The sequence below is a fragment of the Pseudomonas sp. AC239 genome, from assembly GCF_979258545.1.
Window position 1 is genome coordinate 5,319,988 of sequence record NZ_OZ409864.1, and the last position, 19,703, is coordinate 5,339,690.

The window sequence follows — 19,703 nt, forward strand, 5'->3', positions numbered from 1 at the left end:
CTGTGAGCACACCCCAACCATCACAGGTAACCCGCCATGAAAGCCCTGCCCTTCTTTGCCGCCGCCCTCGCCTTCAGCCTGTCCGCTTCGGCAATGGCTCACGATCCGTCCGAGAAAATCACCGTCCTGCAGGAACAACTGCTGAAAAACGCCCCCGGCAAGAAAGCCATGATGATCGAAGTCGACTACAAGCCCGGGCAATCCTCGATCGCCCACAAACACGAAGGTACGGCGATGGCTTACGTGCTCGATGGCGAAGTGATTTCCCAGGTCAAGGGCGAAAAAGCGATTACTTACAAGAAGGGCCAGTTCTGGTACGAGCCGGCTGGCTCGGAGCATCTGGTGTCGAAAAACGCCAGTTCGACCAAGCCGGCCAAGTTGCTGGTGTTCATGGTGTTGGCCCCGGATGAGCAGGTGCTGATTCCGCTGGAAAACTGATGGCTGCCTGATCAGCCATAAACGAAAGGCGCAAATCGAGTATTTGCGCCTTTTTTATTGCCTTGCGGCATTAACTGGGAGCGCTTAAAGCCAATAAAACTAGCGCCCCACAGGTTATTCAACCAATGGTCATGCCGCCAGGTTTACCCTGAATATCCGCCGAACCATCGGCCCGTGCACACTCATCGACAGACCTTGTTTCACGGGAGAAACACCATGAAACCTGCGCTTCCCGCCCTGCTGGCCATCTCCGTTTTGCTGCTCTCTGCCTGTTCTGTTCCCACTGCCCCGCAAGCCGTGTCATCCCTCGACACGCTGCTGCCGCACCCGACCGGTCGCAGCAGCGCTACTTTGGTCAACAGCGGTCCCGGCGTATCGCTGGGGGTGATTTACAGCCCCGGCACCCAAGCCAATCGCCAATACCTGCGCGAGTATCAGGCCAAGGCCGGCACCGGTTTTGGTCAGAGCCTGCTGGTGCAGCCGATTCACGACGCCTACGTCGCCAGCTCCAGCCCGGATCGCGCGGTGGAGTGGGTCAACGCTTCGCTGCAACGTCAGTTCGGTTCGGTGACGGTGTACCCGGACATGCAAAGCTTGCGCGCGGCGAGGCCTGATGTGGTGGCGATCGTCGATACCCACAGCCAATTGATCACCTCGCGCAGCTCGGATATCCGCGCAGATGTCAGTGCCGATTTCTACGATGGGCAGTTGAACTACATCGGCACCGCGAAGGGTTCGGAGGCTAGGGAGCTGACGCCAGTGTGGGCGGACTTCAAGCGCTCGGAAGAGATCGTGGCCGATATCAATCAGCAGGAAGAATTGCAGGTTGAGGCGTTAAGGGAGTTTGATCGGTCACTCAGTAATCTGGTTGTGCGGCCGGTGGAGAAAGTGTCGATGCTCGAGAGTAAACCAGCTCAAAAATTGTATTGAATGTAAGTACCTCTTCGCGAGCAGGCTCGCTCCCACATTTTGGAATGCGATCAACTGTGGGAGCGAGCCTGCTCGCGAAAGCGCCAGCCCAGACGCCACAAAAAACACAGGCATAAAAAAGCCCCGGCATCTCGCGATACCGGGGCTTTTTCATTCAGCCACTACTTACGCCAGTTCAAGCTCGGCATTCGCAGCAACCGCAGGCACGATTGCTTGCCCGCTCAACGCCAGATCCAGCAGTTCACGGTTGGCCACCGCGTACATGGCGTAGTCCGTGCCGCTCGCAGCACGGATTTCCACCAGCATGGCGCGCCAGCGCTCGATCATGCTTTCGTGCTGGGCCATCCACAGCGCCAGGCGCGCTTCCACGTCCTGGGAGCCGTCGCCCTGTTGCAGCACGGAGATGGTGATCGCCCGCTGCTGCCAGTCGACGTCATCACGGAACGCTTCACGGGCCAGGGCCTGCCAGTTGTTTTCCACCGGCAAGGCGCTGATCTGTTGCAGGTACCAGGTGATGTCCAGCGCAGAGCCGACGGCGAAGTAGGCCTTGGCCACTTCGGCCGGGTCCTGCCCGGTGACGTCGGCGGCTTCGATGATCGGCAGCAGCGTGTACAGGTGCGAAGTGCCCGCAACCATACGCGCCAGCAATTCCGGCACACCGGCTTCGACGTATGCCTGATAGCGCGACTGCCAGTTTTCGCGGATTTCGCCGCTGAGCAGTTCGTCGAGTTTCAGACCCAGTTCTTTCAGGTGCGGACCGAAATGCGCGACGTCACGGGCAGCGTTCTGCTCGTTGCGGCGGGCACGCAGGAACCAGCGCGTGGCACGACGGCCCAGACGCATTAGCTCGTCCATCAGCTCTAGCTGTACGTCAGCGGAAACCTGATAGTCCAGCGCTTCGATCTGACGGAACCAGTGCGGGAGGTGGAAAATGTCGCGCACGATCACGTAAGCGCCCGCCACGTTCGCCGGGCTCATGCCGGTCGACTCTTTGAGTCGCTGCACGAAGGTGATGCCCATGTGGTTGACCAGATCGTTGGCGATCTGGGTGCTGACGATTTCGCGCTTCAGACGGTGGCGACGCATGGCTTCGGAGAACTTGCTGACCAGGGTCGGCGGGAACGCCGTTTCCATGTCGCGGGTCAGGTAATCGTCGTCCGGCACCAGCGAGCCCAGCAGCTGCTCTTTGAGGTCGATCTTGCTGTAGGAGATCAGCACCGACAGCTCAGGACGGGTCAGGCCGTGGCCCTCAGCGACGCGCTCGGTCAGTTGCTCTTCGGTCGGCAGGAACTCGATGGCACGGTCCAGCTTGCCACGGCCTTCCAGATCGCTCATCAGACGCTTGTACTCAGCGATGCGCGCGTAGACACGGCGCGCCGCCAGGGACAGGGCCTGAGTCTGCTTGTAGTTGTTGCCCAGCACCAGATTGCCGACTTCGTCGGTCATGCTCGCGAGCAACTGGTTGCGTTGCTTGTCGGTCATGTCACCGGCCTGAACCACTTCGTTCAGCAGGATCTTGATGTTCACTTCGTGGTCGGAGCAGTCCACACCACCGGCGTTGTCGATGAAGTCGGTGTTGGAACCGCCACCATTCAAGCCGAATTCCACACGACCCAGTTGGGTCATGCCGAGGTTACCGCCCTCGCCCACGACCTTGCAGCGCAGCTCGTTGCCGTTGACGCGCAGCGCATCGTTGGCCTTGTCGCCGACATCGGCGTGGCTTTCGGTGCTGGCCTTGACGTAGGTGCCGATACCGCCGTTCCACAACAGATCCACCGGCGCCTTGAGCAAGGCATTGAGCAGTTCGGTCGGGGTCAGCTTGTCGGCATTGATGTCGAAGCGTTCTTTCATCTGCGGCGAGATCGCGATGCTTTTCGCGCTGCGCGAGAAGATACCGCCACCTTCGGACATGATGCTGGTGTCGTAGTCGGTCCAGGCCGAACGCGGCAGGTCGAACAGACGCTGACGCTCGACGAAACTGGTCGCCGGGTTCGGGTTCGGGTCGATGAAGATGTGCATGTGGTTGAACGCAGCGACCAGTTGCAGCTTGTCGGACATCAACAGGCCGTTACCGAACACGTCGCCGGCCATGTCGCCGACGCCCACCACGGTGATGCTGTCTTCCTGAACATTGATGCCGCGCTCGCGGAAGTGGCGCTGTACGCCGACCCACGCGCCTTTGGCGGTGATGCCCATTTTCTTGTGGTCGTAACCGGCCGAACCACCGGACGCAAACGCGTCACCCAGCCAGAAGCCGTAGTCGATGGCGATGCCGTTGGCGATGTCGGAGAAGGTTGCAGTGCCCTTGTCCGCCGCGACCACCAGGTACGGGTCATCGTCGTCATGACGCACGACGTTGACCGGCGGCACCAGGGCGCCGTCCTTCAGGTTGTCGGTGATGTCCAACAGACCGGAAATGAAGATGCGGTAGCAGGCGATGCCCTCGGCCGCGATCTCGTCACGGCTGCCGCCCAGTGGCAGGCGACGCGGCAGGAAGCCGCCCTTCGCGCCCACTGGCACGATGACCGAGTTCTTCACTTGCTGGGCTTTTACCAGGCCGAGGACTTCGGTGCGGAAGTCTTCTTCACGGTCGGACCAGCGCAGACCACCACGGGCAACGTTGCCGAAGCGCAGGTGCACGCCTTCGACGCGTGGCGAGTAGACGAAAATTTCAAACTTCGGCACTGGCTTCGGCAGCTCAGGGATCGCATGCGGGTTGAACTTGAAGCTGAAGTACGACTTGTTCTGGCCGTTGGCGTCAGTCTGATAGAAGTTGGTACGCAGGGTGGCTTTGATCAGGTCGAGGTAACGACGCAGGATGCGGTCTTCGTTGAGCACCTGAACATCGTCCAGTGCGGTCAGAATCGCTTGTTCCAGACGCAGTTGCTTGTCTTCCAGATCATCGCTGCCGAGCTTGCGTGCCAGGTAGAAACGGGTCTTGAACAACCGGGTCAGCTCGCGAGCAATGTCGGTGTGGTTGTTCAGAGTGCTGGCGATGTAACCCAGGTCGAAGCCCAGACGAATCTGCTTCAGGTAACGGGCGTAGGCACGCAGCAGTGCCACGTCGCGCCATGGCAGACCGGCGGTCAGCACCAGACGGTTGAACGCATCGTTCTCGGCATCGCCACGGACGATGTGCACGAACGCGTCCTGCAGGGTGTCGTTGAGTTGCTGGATGTCGAGGTCCAGACCTTCAGCGGCGGTGAAAGCGAAATCGTGAATCCAGAACTCGCGGCCGTTGGTGTGGCGCAGGCGATACGGGAATTCGCCCAGCACGCGCAGGCCGAGGTTTTCCAGAATCGGCAGGACGTCGGACAGCGCCAGCGGCGTGTCGGCGTGATACAGCTTGCAATGCAGCTCGCGCTGGCCGGAAACCTGACCGAGCGGCTGATAGAAGCTCATCACCAGCGGATTTTTTTCGTTGAGGCTCAGCAGGTGCTGCATGTCGACCACGGCCGAATGCGCGGCAAAACGCTCGCGGTAACCGGCCGGGAAGCCTTTCGGGAAATCCGCCAGCACGTTGGTGCCGTGGGCTTCGCCGAAGCTTTCGACGGTCAGTGCGGCGTAGTCGTCCTGCCAGCTGCGGCAGGCCTGGACCACTTCTTTTTCCAGCAGCAGCGGGTCGATGTCGAGACGGTTCTTCGGATCGACGCGCAGAATCAGCTGCACGCGGGCCAGCACGGATTCCGAGAAGAAGGTCCAGAACTCGCAGTCGGAAGCCTTCAGGCGCTCCATCAGCACTTGCTGGATCTTCTGGCGGACTTCGGTGGAATAGATGTCGCGCGGCACGTAGGCCAGGCAGTAGCAGAAGCGACCGTACGGGTCTTTGCGCAGGAACACGCGGATCTTGTTGCGTTCCTGGATCTGCACGATCGACATCACGGTGGTGAACAGTTCGTCGACCGGGGTCTGGAACAGGTCGTCACGCGGCAGCACTTCGAGGACCTGCGCCAGTTCCTTGCCCAGGTGAGCCTTGGACTGGAAGCCGGAGCGGCGCTCGATTTCTTCGACCTTGCGGCGGATGAACGGGATGACCCGCACGCTCTCGCCATACACCGAGGAGGTGTACAGGCCCATGAAGCGGTGTTCCTTGATGACTTTGCCGTCGGCGTCGATTTCGCGGATCGACACGTAGTCCGGGTAGGCCGGACGGTGCACACGGCTCGGATGCGCGGCCTTGGCGAACGACAGCAGGGTCGGTTCGCGCAGGTAGGCAACGGCGTAGTCTTCGATGCGCAGGTCTTCGTAGGTCAGGCCGGTGCGCAGCAGTTTGGTCAGGCCGAGGAAGGAGCTCTGGTCGTACTCGATGTGGCCACCATCGGCCTGATCGGTAACCACGAACTCTTCGTAGCCGAGGAAGGTGAAGTGGTTGCCCACCAGCCATTCCAGGAAGCTTTTGATTTCGTTCTTTTCGTCGGCATCGACCGGATAAGCGCTGTTGTCCAGCTGGGTGAGGATGTCCTGCACCTTGGCTTTCATCGGCTCGAAGTCAGCGACGGCGACGCGCACTTCGCCGAGCACCTGCTCAAGCTCTTTGCTCAGCACATTCAGCTCGGCCGCGTTGGCGCAGCGGTCGATTTCCAGGTACATCAACGATTCGTGCAGCACGCCTTCGCCGGTGCTGCCTTTTGGCAGGACTTCAAGCAATTCGCCCTTGCTGCCACGACGCACGCTGAGCACGGTGGTCTGCAGGGTGTGAATGCTGTAGCCGCGACGGTTCAGCTCGGTGCGCACCGAGTCGACCAGAAATGGCAGGTCGTGGTGCAGCACTTCGACCGCGGTGTGGGTCGACTGCCAGCCGTGGCGTTCGTAATCGGGGTTGTAGACACGCACTTGCGGTTGCGCGTGATCGAAGCGCTCAAGCAGGCGCCACGCAGAGAGAGTACAGCCAGCGAGGTCGGAGAGGCGACGTTGAGTCAGCTCGTCCAGGGAAATGATGCCGAAGAATTGTTCAGCGAACAGCGCCACTTGTGGCAGTGCCTGTTCACTGATGTGCTGCGCCAGTGCCGCTTGCAGTTGGTGCTGGAAGTCGGCTTTGCTGGCTGCGGTGAAGAACGCCATCTGTGGTACTCCGCTTAAGCTTGTTATTGATGGAAAGCGTCGCGTGCAACAGCCCTTTCGGGCCTCGTGTCGCCCTGTTCCTGATTCTCGGGCAGAGGAAACAGGGAGACAGGTGGGTGAAGCTGGACGGGACACTCAGGTCACATTCACCTTCCATGAATGAGCATCTGCAAAAGCGACTGCCAGCGCTGCCGGCAATGCCTTTACGGGTGCTCATCCGTTGCGCAGCTTAATGGGTGCGACAATGTGTCTGCTTGCGGTGCTGCGACATATTCGGTCATTGGCACGTAAATGCAGGGTTTGGCCTGCATCAACACTAGCAGGCGTGGGCCGAAATGCAGGTTCAAAACCCCGGTTTCACGGGACTTTCGTGCCAGGTCGGTCGCTGAGGACGTTACATATCCGGAAACGAAAACGCCCAAGGCCCTTTAATCGACCCTGAGCGTGGCATCCGGTTCAGCGCTGGCGGTTGACGCGGATCAGTCCGGCAATTCTTCGAAGGCTCGAAATTTGCTCACCGTGGCGCAGTCGTAGCACATCGTCTGCAGGATCTGCTTGTCCATGCTGGCGTCGATGTTGCTCGAATCGCACTCGCGGCAGAACAGGCGCAGGTGGCTGAGCAAGTCGCTGTCGAAGGCCACGGCGGAAAAGAATTGCGGGACCAGTTCGTCACGCCAGTACATGCCCGGCGATTTGGAAAATCCGGCGCCGCTGTCCTTCAGCACCACGTCGTAAAGCAAGCGTTGCAAGGCCGTTTGCGGCACCCGCGCGTCGCGATGGGCGTTCTTGCGCCAGTTGCGCGCGAGCGCGTCCTGCGCCGTGCCCAACATGTTGCGCGGGATGGTGTTGGAGGCATGGCTGCGTCCCTTGGAATTGCCGGTGGCGTAGAAGTGCGCGGCGTTCCTCACCGCGAGGCGGGCGAAGTAATACAGCTGACTCACCGAGAAATCCTGCAGCAACTGCCCGACCACCTCCTCGGCACGGGCTTCGGCCGTGAAGGCAAAATCCACTTCAGCGGCCAGCACACGAATGTATTGAATGGACGCTTCGCGGGCGAGACTGAAGACCAGCGAATAGATTTCGCTCTTCCAGGCGGCTTTGACGCTGCCCGATAACTCCTCATACAGCACACGGTACAAACTCTCGCGGGTACTGCGCGCCACGCCGTCGAGCGTGACGCTGGGCAGCCAGCGCACCGCGCTGTACTCGCGGATATTGCAGCCCTCACTGCGATCGAAGGCGTTGATGTCGGAATCGGTGGAAACTGCCAGCACCCCGGCTTCGTGCAGGCCCTTGAGCAACTCTTCACGGGCCTCGAACGTCAGGGCGAGCAGCTCTTCTCTGGATGGCGCATTCAACGGCGCAATCCACTCAACGCTTGCGCCGTAACCATCATCCAGCAAGGCGAGCAACGTCAGCTTCTGCACGAACCCCAGATTGGCGTAAGGCACTGCGGGGCATCGCGCGCCATATCGAGCTTCCAATTCCAGGCGGTCACGCGCGGCCCGGGCGGCAAGCTGCTGCTGGCGCACCTTGAAACATTCTGTGCAGCTGCACGTCGTCTGGCGGCTATGGATACCGGGAAGGCTTTGCTGGTGCTCACAGCGTACGCATTTGAATGTACTGCGCAGCGAAAGCGGAGTACCTCTGGCGTGTCGGCGTATCCACATCGGCAACTTGCAGTAAGGACAGCTGAGGTCGGCACTGACGACCGGTGGCAGAACCTTGAGCAGACTGCGCACCGTTGCAGGGATCTGAAATTCCGCCATCAGCGCGGCAGTTTTCTCGCCTTCGAGATAGCGCTTGTAGATTTCCTCGATCTGTTCATCGGACAGGTGGCGGATTTCTTCGGCGCGTTCGAAATATGGGCTCATCGAAAGAGGTCCTTTTTTTCATTGGGGTGGGCGCAGTCCTTTGCTGGGAGGGCAAAACTAACGGCAAAATGGTGGCTATCTCAAACGAAATATCGCAACTTCGTCTAGAAAAATCGTCATCTGTAATCGCCCTACAGGGGCGTCGGATTTCCCCTTCTCGCTACTCGGAAGTGGGCGACGGAAATGTCTGCTTTGCCACTTTTTACCGATGCAGGCAGCGCAAACCGGTTGAGACTGGCAAAATCGCGCCTTCGAACAGATTCACCGCCGCCACTGCCCAGGAATTCCCCATGCAAATGACCACCGCCCTACTGATCGTCAACCCGTGCGACGACGAAGAAGACAACATGGCCATGCTGTGCTGCCACAGCGACAAGGGTGAGATGTTCCTGATGAGCCGTTATCCGGACGAGGATGAGCTGGAGATCACTCTCGATGGCGAGCCATCGACGCTCGACGGGGTGAAGGTCACGCTGACTGCGAAGCTGCTGAAGATCGAGATTGCTGCCGCGGATGCCGATGCGTTGAATGGCGATGATGTACTGGAGATCGCGTTCAACCCCGACATGGTGGATATGGATGAGGTTGTTGAGACTTTGAAGAATATTCTAGATGGGACCGGGACCTTTATCAGCGAGGTTTGATGGGGCCTGGAAGGGCCCTATCGCTGGCAAGCCAGCGATAGGGCCGGCACTGGCGCCGCTACAATTTCCTGCTTTGCGAAAGATCAAAAGATCGCAGCCTTCGGCAGCTCCTACAGGGGATCGCATTCCAACCGGGAAGCTGCCGAAACCCGCGATCTTTTGCTCTTTTGCACAAAATGCCGTTAGTCGCCGCCCCCCACGATGGATTAAAGTAACGCCCCCAGCCCCGGCGTTATCCGAACGCCCCGGCCACCCCCTTTCCAGGAACAGTCATCGATGGAACATCGTGAAGCGCTGCTGGCGCTGCGAACCTTTCTTTCAACGCAGATTCTCGGCCAGGAAAAACTCATCGAGCGTTTGCTCATCGCCCTGCTCGCCGACGGCCATATGCTGGTCGAGGGCGCTCCCGGTCTGGCCAAGACCAAAGCGATCAAAGAACTCGCCGAGGGCATCGAAGCCCAGTTCCATCGCATTCAGTTCACCCCCGATCTGCTGCCGGCCGACATCACCGGCACCGAAATCTACCGTCCGGAAACCGGCAGTTTCGTCTTCCAGCAAGGGCCGATCTTTCACAATCTGGTGCTGGCTGACGAAATCAACCGCGCGCCGGCCAAGGTGCAATCGGCCTTGCTCGAAGCGATGGCCGAGCGTCAGGTCAGCGTCGGGCGCAGCACCTATGAGCTGTCGCCGCTGTTTCTGGTGATGGCCACGCAGAACCCGATCGAACAGGAAGGCACCTATCCGCTGCCGGAAGCCCAGCTCGACCGCTTTTTGATGCACGTGAAAATCGGCTTCCCTGACGCCGCTGTCGAACGGCGCATCCTCCAGCAGGCCCGTGGCGAGGCGTTGAACGGCGAGACCAAGCCCGAGCGCCGGGTCAGCCAGCAGGCGATCTTCGCCGCGCGCAAGGAAATCCTCGGTTTGTACATGGCCGATGCCGTGGAGGAATACCTGGTGCAACTGGTCATGGCCACGCGCAACCCGGCCAAGTTCGACCCGGAAATGGCCGAGTGGATCGCCTACGGCGCCAGTCCGCGCGGCTCGATCGCCCTTGATCGCTGCGCCCGCGCCCACGCCTGGCTGGCCGGTCGCGATTTCGTCAGCCCGGAAGACATTCAGGCCGTGCTGTTCGACGTATTGCGCCACCGCATCATTCTGTCGTTTGAAGCCGAAGCCGCTGGCATCGATCAGGACCGCGTGGTGCAGCGGATTCTCGACGTCGTCGCCGTCGCTTGACCCCCATGAACGCCGCCCTGCCCTCCGAACCCGGTATCCGCATCAGCCTCGCCGAGCTGATCGAGATGCGTCACCGCGTGCGCGAGGTGCAGCTGTTTTCCACGCCGAGCCAGCGCAGCCCGCTGATCGGTCTGCATCACTCGAAATTCCGTGGCCGTGGCGTCGACTTCGATCAGGTGCGGGTGTATCAGGCCGGAGACGATGTGCGCACCATCGACTGGCGCGTCACCGCGCGCACGCAAGAGCCGCACACCAAGCTGTTCCATGAAGAACGCGAGCGGCCGATTTTCATCATGGTCGAGCAAAGCACGCGGTTGTTTTTCGGCTCGGGGCTGATGTTCAAATCGGTGCTGGCGGCGCAAGTCGCGGCGTTGATCGGCTGGGCCGCGCTGGGGCACAACGACCGCGTCGGCGGGCTGGTGTTTGGCGATAACGAGCACTACGAAATCAAGCCTCGGCGCAGCAAGCAGAGCCTGCTGCAATTGCTCAACCGTCTGGTCAAGGTCAATCAATCGCTGCACAGCGAGCGCGAGCCGGATCGCGATGCCTTCGGCGTGGCCCTGCGCCGCGCGCGGGAAGTGCTGCGCCCGGGCAGTCTGGCCATCGTCATTTGCGACGAACGCGCGTTGTCCGACAGCGCCGAGCAGCAGTTGAGTTTGCTGGCGCGGCATTGTGATCTGCTGATGTTGCCGCTGTCCGACCCACTCGATCACGCCCTGCCCGCCGCCGGTCTGCTGCGCTTCGCCGAGCGCGGCGCGCAACTGGAAATCGACACGCTGAATTTCGACCTGCGCCAGACCTACCGCGCCCAGGCCGAAGCGCGCATTGCCCGCTGGGAATTGCTCGCACAAAAGCTGCGGGTGTTGCTGATGCCGTTGAGCACGCAGAGCGAAATGGTCGAGCAGATGCGCGAGTTCCTGAACCCGCAGCGTCCGGGGAAAGGTCGATGAACGGCCTCGACCAACTGCAACCGCTGATCTCGCCGCCGCCGATCGCCTTCTGGCCGCCGGCGCCGGGCTGGTGGCTGCTGCTTCTGCTGTTGCCGCTGCTGGGTTTTGCCGTGTGGAAGCTGCGACGTTTCATTCCGATCAAGAAACGCCCGGTGGTGCGCGCCGAGCAGCCGCTGGACCCGGTACGCATCGCCGCGCTCGCCGAACTGGCGCAAATGCCCAAGCCTTACGACGGCGCACCGGCCGGCGCCTGGCTGCAACAACTCAACGGCCTGCTCAAACGCCTGTGCCGCAACCACTATCCGTACAGCCAGAGCCACACCCTCAACGGGCGCAAATGGCTGGCCTTCCTCGATAACCGCTGCCCGGCCGCCGGTCTGACGCGCTGGATGGTGCTGGTCGAAGGCGCGTACAAACCGGAATGCAAACTCGACGACAAAGCCATCGCCGGCCTGACCCAAGCGGTCGACACGTGGATTCGCAAACATGTTTGAGTTCGCCTGGCCGTGGATCTTCGTGCTGTTGCCGCTGCCGTGGCTGATGCGTCTTGTCCTGCCGGTGGCCGACAGCGGCGAGCCGGCGTTGAAAGTCAGTTTCCTCGCCGACCTCGAAGGCCTCGCCCGCCGCCGCGCCCGCGCCAACTTGCCGGCCTGGCGGCAGCAGGCGCCGTTTATCCTGTTGTGGCTGATCCTGCTGATCGCCGCCGCCCGCCCGCAATGGCTCGGCGAACCGCTGCCGATTGCCGCCAGTGGCCGCGATCTACTGGTGGCGGTGGACGTGTCCGGCTCAATGGATTTCCCCGACATGCAATGGCAGGACGAAGAAGTCAGTCGCCTGTCGCTGGTGCAGCATTTGCTCGGGGATTTCCTTGAAAGCCGTGACGGCGACCGCGTCGGTCTGATCCTGTTTGGCAGCCAGGCCTATCTGCAAGCACCGCTGACCTTTGACCGGCGCACCGTGCGCGTCTGGCTTGACGAGGCGCGGATCGGCATCGCCGGCAAGAACACCGCGATCGGCGATGCCATCGGTCTGGCTCTGAAACGCTTGCGTCTGCGCCCGGCGCAAAGTCGCGTTCTGATCCTGGTCACCGACGGCGCCAACAACGGCGGCGAAATCAATCCGCTGACCGCCGCAAAACTGGCCGCCAGTGAAGGCGTCAGAATCTATCCGATCGGCATCGGCGCCAATCCCGAGGACAGCGGCTCGACTGGCCTGCTCGGCGTGAACCCGAGCCTTGATCTGGATGAACCGGCACTCAAAGCCATCGCCGAAATCACCGGCGGCCAGTACTTCCGCGCCCATGACGGCCTGGAGCTGCAAGCGATCAAGGACACCCTCGATCAGCTCGAACCGGTGACCCAGCAACCGACTCAGGCACGCCCGGCGCAAGCCTTGTATCACTGGCCGCTAGCGTTGGCGCTATGGTTGAGCCTGTTGCTGGTCGTCCGCGAGCTGTGGCCGGACAACCCGCTGCAACGCCTGTTTACCAAACAACTGTATTTGCAAAGTCCACTGCCGGACTGGCGTCAGCGCTTGCAGCGTTTGCGTCTGCGGAGGCGCCGATGATCGCGCTCTGGCCGCACTGGTTCCGCCCTTGGTGGCTGCTGCTGTTGCCGCTGCTCGGCTGGCTGCTCTGGCAACTCTGGCACCGACAGAAACGCGCCGGTCGCTGGCAGATGATTCTGCCGCCGGCATTTCACGCTGCGCTGCTCAGTGGCGGCAGCGGTCGCCAGAGCAAACTGCCGTGGATCGCCCTTGGTGTGGCGTGGTTGCTGACCATTCTGGCCTTGCTCGGGCCGAGCTGGGAGCGCGTCGAACAGACCAGCCAGAAACCCGCTGACCCGCTGGTGGTGGTGCTCGAACTGACCCCGGAAATGCTCGCCACCGACTCGCCGCCGACGCGTCTGGAACAGGCGCGGCGCAAGCTGTTCGACCTGTTGCAGGCGCGCAGCGATGCGCAGACAGCCATCGTCGTTTATGCCGGCAGCGCGCACACGCTGGTGCCGCTGTCGGATGATCTGGCCACCAGTCGCAATCTGCTCGACGCGCTGAAGCCGTCGCTGATGCCGGAAGCCGGCCACCGCGCCGATCTGGCCGTGGGCAAAGCATTGGCCTTGCTCAAGCAAGGTGCGCTGGGACAGGGGCGGATTCTGCTGATCGGTTCGTCGCTCAATGAAGACGAACGGCGCGGCATCCGTCGCGCGCTCAATGGTGAGTCGACGCAACTGCTGATGCTCGGCATCGGCACCGCTGAAGGTGCGCCGATTGCCCAGGAGGACGGCAGTTTCCTCAAGGACGAGCAAGGCGCGATCCGCTTGCCGCAACTCGACAGTCCGGGCCTGGCGGCTTTCCTCAACAGCGTGGGCGGTGAGTATCACCCGGCGCGACTCGACGAGGCCGATCTCGGCGCCCTTGGCCTGCTCAACGGCCCGCGCAGCCTGCGCGACGACGGCCAGACCGTGCGCCTAGATACGTGGGCCGATCAGGGTTACTGGCTGCTGTTGCCGCTGTTGTTGCTCGCCGCCTGTGCCGGCCGCCGTGGCTGGCTGTTCTGCCTGCCGCTGCTGTGGTGCCTGCCGCAACCGAGCTACGCTTTCGACTTCGAAGACTTGTGGCTGCGCCCCGATCAACAGGGTTTGCACTTGCTCAAGCAGAAACGCCCGGCCGAAGCCGCGCAGCATTTCGATGATCATCAATGGCAAGGGGTGGCGTTGTACGAGGCCGGCGACTACAGTGGCGCCGCTCAGCGTTTTGCCGAGGGCAGCGATGCCCGCGCCCACTACAATCGTGGCAACGCTTTGGCCAAAAGTGGCGAGCTGGAAGCGGCGATTGATGCCTACGAACAGGCGCTGGAACTGCAACCGGATCTGCGTCCGGCGCAGACCAACAAGGCGCTGGTGGAAAACCTGCTGAAGCAGAAAAACGGCCCGCCGCCGCCCGAACCGGACAACCAGCCAAACCAACAAAGTCTGCCCGGCGATGAGCCCTCGCCCACCACCGCGCCCCCTCCGGCGGTCAGCAGCGAAACTCAGAGCGAGGCGCAACCGGCCGAGTCGGCCAGCGAACCGCCGCCGACTGCCCCGCCGCTGCCCGGCCCTCACGAAATACCCGGCAGTGCCGAGGAAGAGGAAACCGACACGGTGCCGACCCTGCGCCCGAGCGAGAACAACCTCGAAGGCGAGCAGCGTCAGGCACTCGAGCAATGGCTGGGCAAGATCCCGGACGATCCGGGCGAACTGCTCAGGCGCAAATTCTGGTACGAACAGCAACAACATCAGGATCAGGAAAACACTCGATGACCCGCTTCACCGCTCTCTTGCTGCCTCTGCTGATCTGCACGGCCACCGCTCAGGCGGCCGAGCTGACCGCCAGCGTGGATCGCAGTCGCCTGAACTCCGGCGAGACGGTCGAGCTCACCCTCGAAACTGACGACGTCACCCAGTTCGGCAAGCCTGACCTGTCGGCGCTGGAAGCGCTGTTCGAAGTGCGCGGCACGCGCCAGGTCAACCAGCTCAACACCCTCAACGGCGACAACCGCGCGACCACACGCTGGATCATCACCCTGCTGCCGAAAGAGAACGGCAGCGTAGTTATTCCGCCGCTGCAACTGGGCGACGCGCAGAGCCAGCCGATCACCGTGCAGGTGATCGCCAGCGACAACCGTGAAGACAACAACAGCCTTGATCCGGTGTTCATCGAAGCCAGCCTCGACCAGACCAGCGTTTACGTGCAGGCCCAGGCCATCCTGACCCTGCGCATCTATCATTCAGTCTCGCTGTACGACGACAGCAGCCTGAGCCCGCTGCAAATCGCCGATGCGCGCATCGAACAGCTCGGCGACACGCGCACCTACGAGAAAGACATCAACGGTCTGCGCCACGGCGTGATCGAAATGCGCTACGCGATCTACCCGCAACACAGCGGCCTGCTGACGATCGCCCCGCAGACCTTCAGCGCCACGCTGGTCGATACCGCGCCATCGGCAGACGCCTCGGGGCCCAAGCCCGGCAAACTGATGCGCGTCAGCTCGGCGTCGATTCCGCTGACGGTCAAACCGAAACCGCTGACCTACCCGGTCGATGCGCCATGGTTGCCGGCGCGCAGCCTCAGCCTCAGCGAAAGCTGGAGCCCGGAACCGGACCACACCCAAGTCGGCGATTCCCTGACCCGCAGCCTGACGCTCAAAGTCGAAGGCCTCGCCAGCTCGCAACTGCCAGCCCTGCCCGCCACCGACGTCAACGGCCTGCGCCGCTACCCCGACCAACCGGTGCTGAGCAACCAGAGCAGCGACCGCGGCATCATCGGCAGCCGCGAAGAACGCGAAGCACTGGTGCCAAGCCGCAGCGGCGCGATCGACCTGCCAACCGTCGACGTAGTCTGGTGGAACACCTTCGAAGACCACCTCGAACACAGCAGCCTGCCCGCGCGCACCCTGCAAGTGGCGAACAACCCCAGCCTGCAAATCGACACCCCGGCCGGCACCCTGCAACCGAGCACGCCCGACAGTGACACCCTGTGGTGGTGGAAACTCAGCACCCTGATCCTCGCCTGCACCACCCTGCTCGGCTTCGGCCTCTGGTGGCGCGCCCGCTGGCAACCGGCAATCCACCGCGCCGCCCAGACCGGCCCTAGCCCGCGCACCCTGCTCGACGACATCAAACGCGCCAGCCAGGCCAACGACCCCCACGCCACCCGCCAGGCACTGGACGCCTGGGCGCGGCAACAACCGGAGACGCTAGCGGACATGGCCGCGCGGTTTGTACCGTTGTCGGATGCGCTGGATGGGCTGAACGGCGCGCTGTACAGCGAGACCGGGCAGCATTGGCAGGGTGAGGATTTGTGGCGGGCGATTCGAACGATTCCCGCCGCCGAGCGTGTGCAGGACCCGGTGAGCGAGAGTGGATTGCCGCCGCTTTATCCGAAGTAAAAGCAAAAGATCGCAGCGTTCGGCAGGCCCTACGGATTGTGTAGGGGGCTGCCGAAGGCTGCGATCTTTTGATCTGAAAGTCCGGAATCAATATGCGAATTTCGTTTTGACTTGTTCGCCTTCTCGATAGGAGAGGACGAATGACTTCCATGGCTCGCCACGCTTGACTGCGTTTTCCTGAAGCTGGTCGACCAAACGAAGGATAATCGCCCCGTTAATATCAGTTTCAGCGTTCCAGTCCTCGACGCCGTCTTTCTCAACGCATAGCTCCGTCTCGATGTAGCCCTCCCCCAACTCCACGCCATAACGGAACGCGTCATAGCCATGGACGATGCCGGCTTCGACCACCTGAAAGATCTCTTGGACGATCTTTATGTCTTCGGTAATCACTGTAAAACCTCCAGATTGCGACTGAAGCTGAGTTCCTCTGAGATGTCCAATCCATAAGCTATTTGTTTCCCGCGCCTCTCCTCATGCGCCACCAACTTCTACATAGACAGCCTCAACGATGGCGTCGTTTCCCCCGAAATCAGGCACATAAAACCTTAAACCCACGCCAGTGACACTGAAGCCTGAATTATTGAAAACCAGAACCTCTCCTCGCTTGGCCAAAAACTGTCGAACCACAAGCGCATTCTCACCGACCAGTTTCTGGTTGTCCCAAACAAGCTCACTCCATTTCAAAAACTCAACGCCAAAGACCCGGTAGCGCTCATCAAAGTAAACGTGCACGCCTAAATCATCGTAAGCGTCGGTCGGTACTGTCGAATCTTCGGCTTTGTAAAACGCCTCAAACCGACCACCAAGCGTCTTCCTTGATTCTTCTCGGGACATGCCAGCGTGAATCAACCCGAGATCACCGCGACTTAAAAAACTAAATACCATTGTCATTTTTTCCGGGATCTCCTGAACCAAGAAAGATGCGCGAGTCCTTCCAAGATGGTCAGGCTTGACGCCCGCGCCCCTTACTAAAGACCCGATGTCGTCGCATTCTGCACCTATGGATAACTCACTGGTGGTAGCCCTGATAATCAAATCCTTCTGGAATATCCGGCCAGACTGGCTTGCGCAGCAGTGCATCCAAATCGTCGAAAATATCCCTGAAAAAATTGGCGAGATCCATGAAGTCCACACGTGAATTCATCAGCGCAACTTTCAACATGACATCGTCTGCATGTTCCTTGGCGGATGCCGCTCTGGACATATTGTAGAAAGCGTTTGCTAGCCTTTCCGCTAACTCGTCTTCCCAGTTCAGCTTGTAATCAGCTTCCCAACTGTCACCATCAAAATCACCGGCTTTATCTTTAACCAACTGGATGATCAGTTTCTTTACTGACTCGAAATCATTCATCTTTCAACTTTCTCTTGATCGGATAACTTTTAGCTGCGCTAGACAAATGGAACACTTCTACTTATCAGATATAGCTCCCACTTAAGAGAACATCTACTTCAGCGTTACTTTCAGGATGGCGCTGTAGGTATTTATCACAAGCTAGCCGAAGGTATTCCATGCAAACCTCTTCACTGACAACAATTGTGTCTGCATCGCTAGAGGGATACCCATAAGAAAACTCCACTCCTTCGAAATGACCCTCTTCAAATGAGCTATTTACATCAGGGAAGTTACAGTATGCTCCATCAACACTGAACCCCCAACGCCTAACAATATAGCCGGCTGCCTCGATGAAACGGCCATCATCATAAATCCTGTCAAAATACCCTTTGACAATCCAATAAGGGTCTGACTGGCGGTATGGCTGACCGAACAACTCCTTCATAACAACCTCACTTCATTGCCGGATCAGACACTGTCATTACTTGAGTCTTCTGAATCGGAAACAATGTCCAACTCGTCCCACAGCATCGACAAGCCTATGCTTTCCATATAAGTCCCAAAATCCAGAAAATGCGCAACGCCGATCGCCTCAACTGAAAACCATGTAGCGTCGCACTCTGGGCACATGAATAACTCTTTCCCAGTGGCCTTGACATGGGCACAGACAATGTAATCCTGCTGACATCTTGGGCAGATGATCATCTCTGGCTCCTGTTAGAGCACGACGCCGTTAAATGAATTTCGCGGCGCAGATTGATATATAAAGTGGTGATCAAGTCGTCGTCATCGTCAACGTAAAACCCCATACCCAACTCACCGACTTCAAATCCGTCATCGTCAATGACGGGATCAATACCGTGGCGACGAAACAAAGCCAACACGTCCGTGGATGTTTCGCCTACCAGCTTGTGGCCGTTCCAGGACACCGTGCTTCTTTCGAAAAACTCTACCCCTTTAACCATATCTCGCGCGTCGTAGTAGACATGAAGGTCGAGCTGAATATAAGCATCGGTAGCATTCAAGGAGTCAGTTGTTTTCCAGAACACTTCGAAACCGGGCCCAAGAATGTCGCGCACTTGACCTCTGGACAACTTTCCATTCAAAGGGCCGACCGCTCCGTACTCCGCAATTGAAAAGTCCATTTGAAGCCTCTTGCTGGTGAACAATCCAGCTCCCACTCTTTCCCCGAAAGCATGTGGGCGCGCTCTATCATACTTCCTTGATATAGGAAGAAAAGTTTCCGCCACCTTGATCAATATGTAGTCGTTCGCATTTATTGCAGCGATAAACAGCAGTAGCACTCGCACCTATCTGCTGATAGAACTCTTCCTCAGACAACCAACGATCTGCCAAGGCAGCACCCAGCTCATCTATCTTTCGCTCGGCAACCATTGAAAACTCTAACTCGGACGTACCATGAGACAAATTGATTATCTGACCGCACACACAAGAAAATTTAGGCATTGTATTGGTGGCTCAACTCAAGAAATGTAAAAAGCTCGCCCACGGTCTTGAGGTGGGTACATTAAGAAAAAATCTTTTATCAGCGAGCGTTGGGAAGGGGTCAATCATTGTTTCACCTGATAAAACGTAACCACCGGGCCGTAATTCTCATCCGAGTTCGACACCTCGACAGTGAATAACGTGTCCGGGAATTTTTCCTTCAACACCATTCGCCAGGCAAACCCGATCATCTCGCACAGCTGAAGAAATATTCTGGGCGATACACCATTTCCGTATTGGCCAAAAACTTCATAAATCTTCACATAATTCATAAGCCGCTCAACCTCCGCCATGTCGCCAACGGCCAGATTCACGCAGCGCGCGTACGCTTCTTGTGAAAAATTTCGCTCGAGGAAGACGCCTCCCTCAGACACGATGAACGTCGGGAACAGCAACGTGGTAAATATCAATATCTGTTCCGGGTGGCATTGGTCGTTGATATACGAATGAATATCCAGGCCTTCCTGATTCGACCACTGCTGCTTCCATGTGTCGAAGGGTTCTGTGTCGATAACCAAGGGTATAGAGTTGATCACTTGCATTGCATTGGCTCCGCACCCGATCTTCCGCCGTCAGCCTTATCGAATAACGCTGAAGACTGGACGTAACGCTTGCGACTGAGATGACATCAATACGATGGCTCGATATTAGGTAGCCGCTGTATGGGCGTCAACGAGCGAATCGTCGAAATGCCCTGCGGCGTTCCGCTGGGACAAGCCCCACCGGCGCAATAATCTGTAAACTCTCCCCTCTTTCGCCGCCCTCATTTCATCTGCGGCCATCACCTTTTTTCTGTAGCGGAGT

General features: G+C 59.5%; 19 protein-coding genes. 9 read left to right on the forward strand and 10 right to left on the reverse strand.

From position 1 onward, the window contains the following. Nucleotides 1-36: 36 nt before the first annotated feature. Entirely contained in the window at nucleotides 37-438 is a 402-nt protein-coding gene (locus ACZ0AZ_RS24085) for a cupin domain-containing protein (RefSeq protein ID WP_039763958.1), read from the forward strand. Between the two features lie 216 nt (nucleotides 439-654). Further along, entirely contained in the window at nucleotides 655-1,368 is a 714-nt protein-coding gene (locus ACZ0AZ_RS24090; RefSeq protein WP_129999488.1) for an ATPase, read from the forward strand. Between the two features lie 165 nt (nucleotides 1,369-1,533). Here ACZ0AZ_RS24090 and ACZ0AZ_RS24095 read toward each other — a convergent pair whose 3' ends face one another. Then, the gene (locus tag ACZ0AZ_RS24095) at nucleotides 1,534-6,429 is read right to left on the reverse strand and encodes an NAD-glutamate dehydrogenase (protein ID WP_463538328.1); all 4,896 of its coding nucleotides are present in this window, start codon (nucleotides 6,427-6,429) and stop codon (nucleotides 1,534-1,536) included. A 479-nt stretch (nucleotides 6,430-6,908) separates the two neighbouring features. Then, complete coding sequence (locus ACZ0AZ_RS24100; protein ID WP_463538329.1) at nucleotides 6,909-8,303, reverse strand: hypothetical protein; 1,395 nt, start codon at nucleotides 8,301-8,303, stop codon at nucleotides 6,909-6,911. 290 nt (nucleotides 8,304-8,593) lie between these two features. Here ACZ0AZ_RS24100 and ACZ0AZ_RS24105 point away from each other — a divergent pair, with 290 nt between their 5' ends. The 7 genes from ACZ0AZ_RS24105 (at nucleotide 8,594) to ACZ0AZ_RS24135 (ending at nucleotide 16,060) form a co-directional block, all read left to right on the forward strand. After that, nucleotides 8,594-8,947 carry a hypothetical protein gene (locus ACZ0AZ_RS24105; protein WP_463538330.1) on the forward strand — a complete coding sequence of 118 codons (354 nt, stop codon included), beginning with the start codon at nucleotides 8,594-8,596 and terminating at the stop codon, nucleotides 8,945-8,947. A 276-nt stretch (nucleotides 8,948-9,223) separates the two neighbouring features. Beyond that, complete coding sequence (locus tag ACZ0AZ_RS24110) at nucleotides 9,224-10,183, forward strand: AAA family ATPase (RefSeq protein WP_007913915.1); 960 nt, start codon at nucleotides 9,224-9,226, stop codon at nucleotides 10,181-10,183. Between the two features lie 5 nt (nucleotides 10,184-10,188). Next, nucleotides 10,189-11,133 (forward strand): DUF58 domain-containing protein, encoded by a 945-nt coding sequence (locus ACZ0AZ_RS24115; RefSeq protein WP_016774988.1) that lies wholly within the window; start codon nucleotides 10,189-10,191, stop codon nucleotides 11,131-11,133. Further along, nucleotides 11,130-11,627: a DUF4381 domain-containing protein gene (locus ACZ0AZ_RS24120; RefSeq protein ID WP_056789462.1), complete on the forward strand. Its 498-nt coding sequence runs from the start codon at nucleotides 11,130-11,132 to the stop codon at nucleotides 11,625-11,627. The genes ACZ0AZ_RS24115 and ACZ0AZ_RS24120 overlap by 4 nt, the downstream gene beginning before the upstream one ends. Continuing rightward, the gene (locus ACZ0AZ_RS24125) at nucleotides 11,620-12,699 is read left to right on the forward strand and encodes a vWA domain-containing protein (protein WP_122610882.1); all 1,080 of its coding nucleotides are present in this window, start codon (nucleotides 11,620-11,622) and stop codon (nucleotides 12,697-12,699) included. The genes ACZ0AZ_RS24120 and ACZ0AZ_RS24125 overlap by 8 nt, the downstream gene beginning before the upstream one ends. Beyond that, complete coding sequence (locus ACZ0AZ_RS24130) at nucleotides 12,696-14,432, forward strand: tetratricopeptide repeat protein (RefSeq protein WP_463538331.1); 1,737 nt, start codon at nucleotides 12,696-12,698, stop codon at nucleotides 14,430-14,432. The genes ACZ0AZ_RS24125 and ACZ0AZ_RS24130 overlap by 4 nt, the downstream gene beginning before the upstream one ends. Next, nucleotides 14,429-16,060, forward strand: coding sequence for a BatD family protein (locus ACZ0AZ_RS24135; protein ID WP_463538332.1), 1,632 nt, complete (start codon nucleotides 14,429-14,431; stop codon nucleotides 16,058-16,060). The genes ACZ0AZ_RS24130 and ACZ0AZ_RS24135 overlap by 4 nt, the downstream gene beginning before the upstream one ends. An 87-nt stretch (nucleotides 16,061-16,147) precedes the next feature. Here the strand turns inward: ACZ0AZ_RS24135 and ACZ0AZ_RS24140 are convergent, their stop codons facing one another. From ACZ0AZ_RS24140 to ACZ0AZ_RS24175, 8 genes are all read right to left on the reverse strand, one after another. Next, the gene (locus ACZ0AZ_RS24140; protein WP_039763945.1) at nucleotides 16,148-16,450 is read right to left on the reverse strand and encodes a hypothetical protein; all 303 of its coding nucleotides are present in this window, start codon (nucleotides 16,448-16,450) and stop codon (nucleotides 16,148-16,150) included. Nucleotides 16,451-16,531: 81 nt separating this feature from the next. Beyond that, on the reverse strand, nucleotides 16,532-16,951 hold the full coding sequence (locus ACZ0AZ_RS24145) for a hypothetical protein (RefSeq protein ID WP_165368424.1): 420 nt from the start codon (nucleotides 16,949-16,951) through the stop codon (nucleotides 16,532-16,534). 118 nt (nucleotides 16,952-17,069) lie between these two features. Then, a complete protein-coding gene (locus tag ACZ0AZ_RS24150; RefSeq protein WP_129999494.1) occupies nucleotides 17,070-17,411 on the reverse strand; it encodes a hypothetical protein in 342 nt (113 codons plus the stop codon). Nucleotides 17,412-17,475: 64 nt separating this feature from the next. Then, entirely contained in the window at nucleotides 17,476-17,838 is a 363-nt protein-coding gene (cdiI, locus tag ACZ0AZ_RS24155; protein WP_129999495.1) for a ribonuclease toxin immunity protein CdiI, read from the reverse strand. A gap of 23 nt (nucleotides 17,839-17,861) precedes the next feature. Continuing rightward, nucleotides 17,862-18,098 (reverse strand): hypothetical protein, encoded by a 237-nt coding sequence (locus ACZ0AZ_RS24160; RefSeq protein WP_463538333.1) that lies wholly within the window; start codon nucleotides 18,096-18,098, stop codon nucleotides 17,862-17,864. Next, the gene (locus tag ACZ0AZ_RS24165) at nucleotides 18,095-18,538 is read right to left on the reverse strand and encodes a hypothetical protein (RefSeq protein WP_129999496.1); all 444 of its coding nucleotides are present in this window, start codon (nucleotides 18,536-18,538) and stop codon (nucleotides 18,095-18,097) included. Before ACZ0AZ_RS24165 ends, ACZ0AZ_RS24160 begins: the two co-directional genes overlap by 4 nt. A 67-nt stretch (nucleotides 18,539-18,605) precedes the next feature. Continuing rightward, nucleotides 18,606-18,788 carry a hypothetical protein gene (locus tag ACZ0AZ_RS24170; RefSeq protein ID WP_081932607.1) on the reverse strand — a complete coding sequence of 61 codons (183 nt, stop codon included), beginning with the start codon at nucleotides 18,786-18,788 and terminating at the stop codon, nucleotides 18,606-18,608. 176 nt (nucleotides 18,789-18,964) lie between these two features. Beyond that, nucleotides 18,965-19,441, reverse strand: a complete 477-nt coding sequence (locus ACZ0AZ_RS24175; RefSeq protein WP_463538334.1) for a hypothetical protein — start codon at nucleotides 19,439-19,441, stop codon at nucleotides 18,965-18,967. Nucleotides 19,442-19,703: the final 262 nt, after the last annotated feature.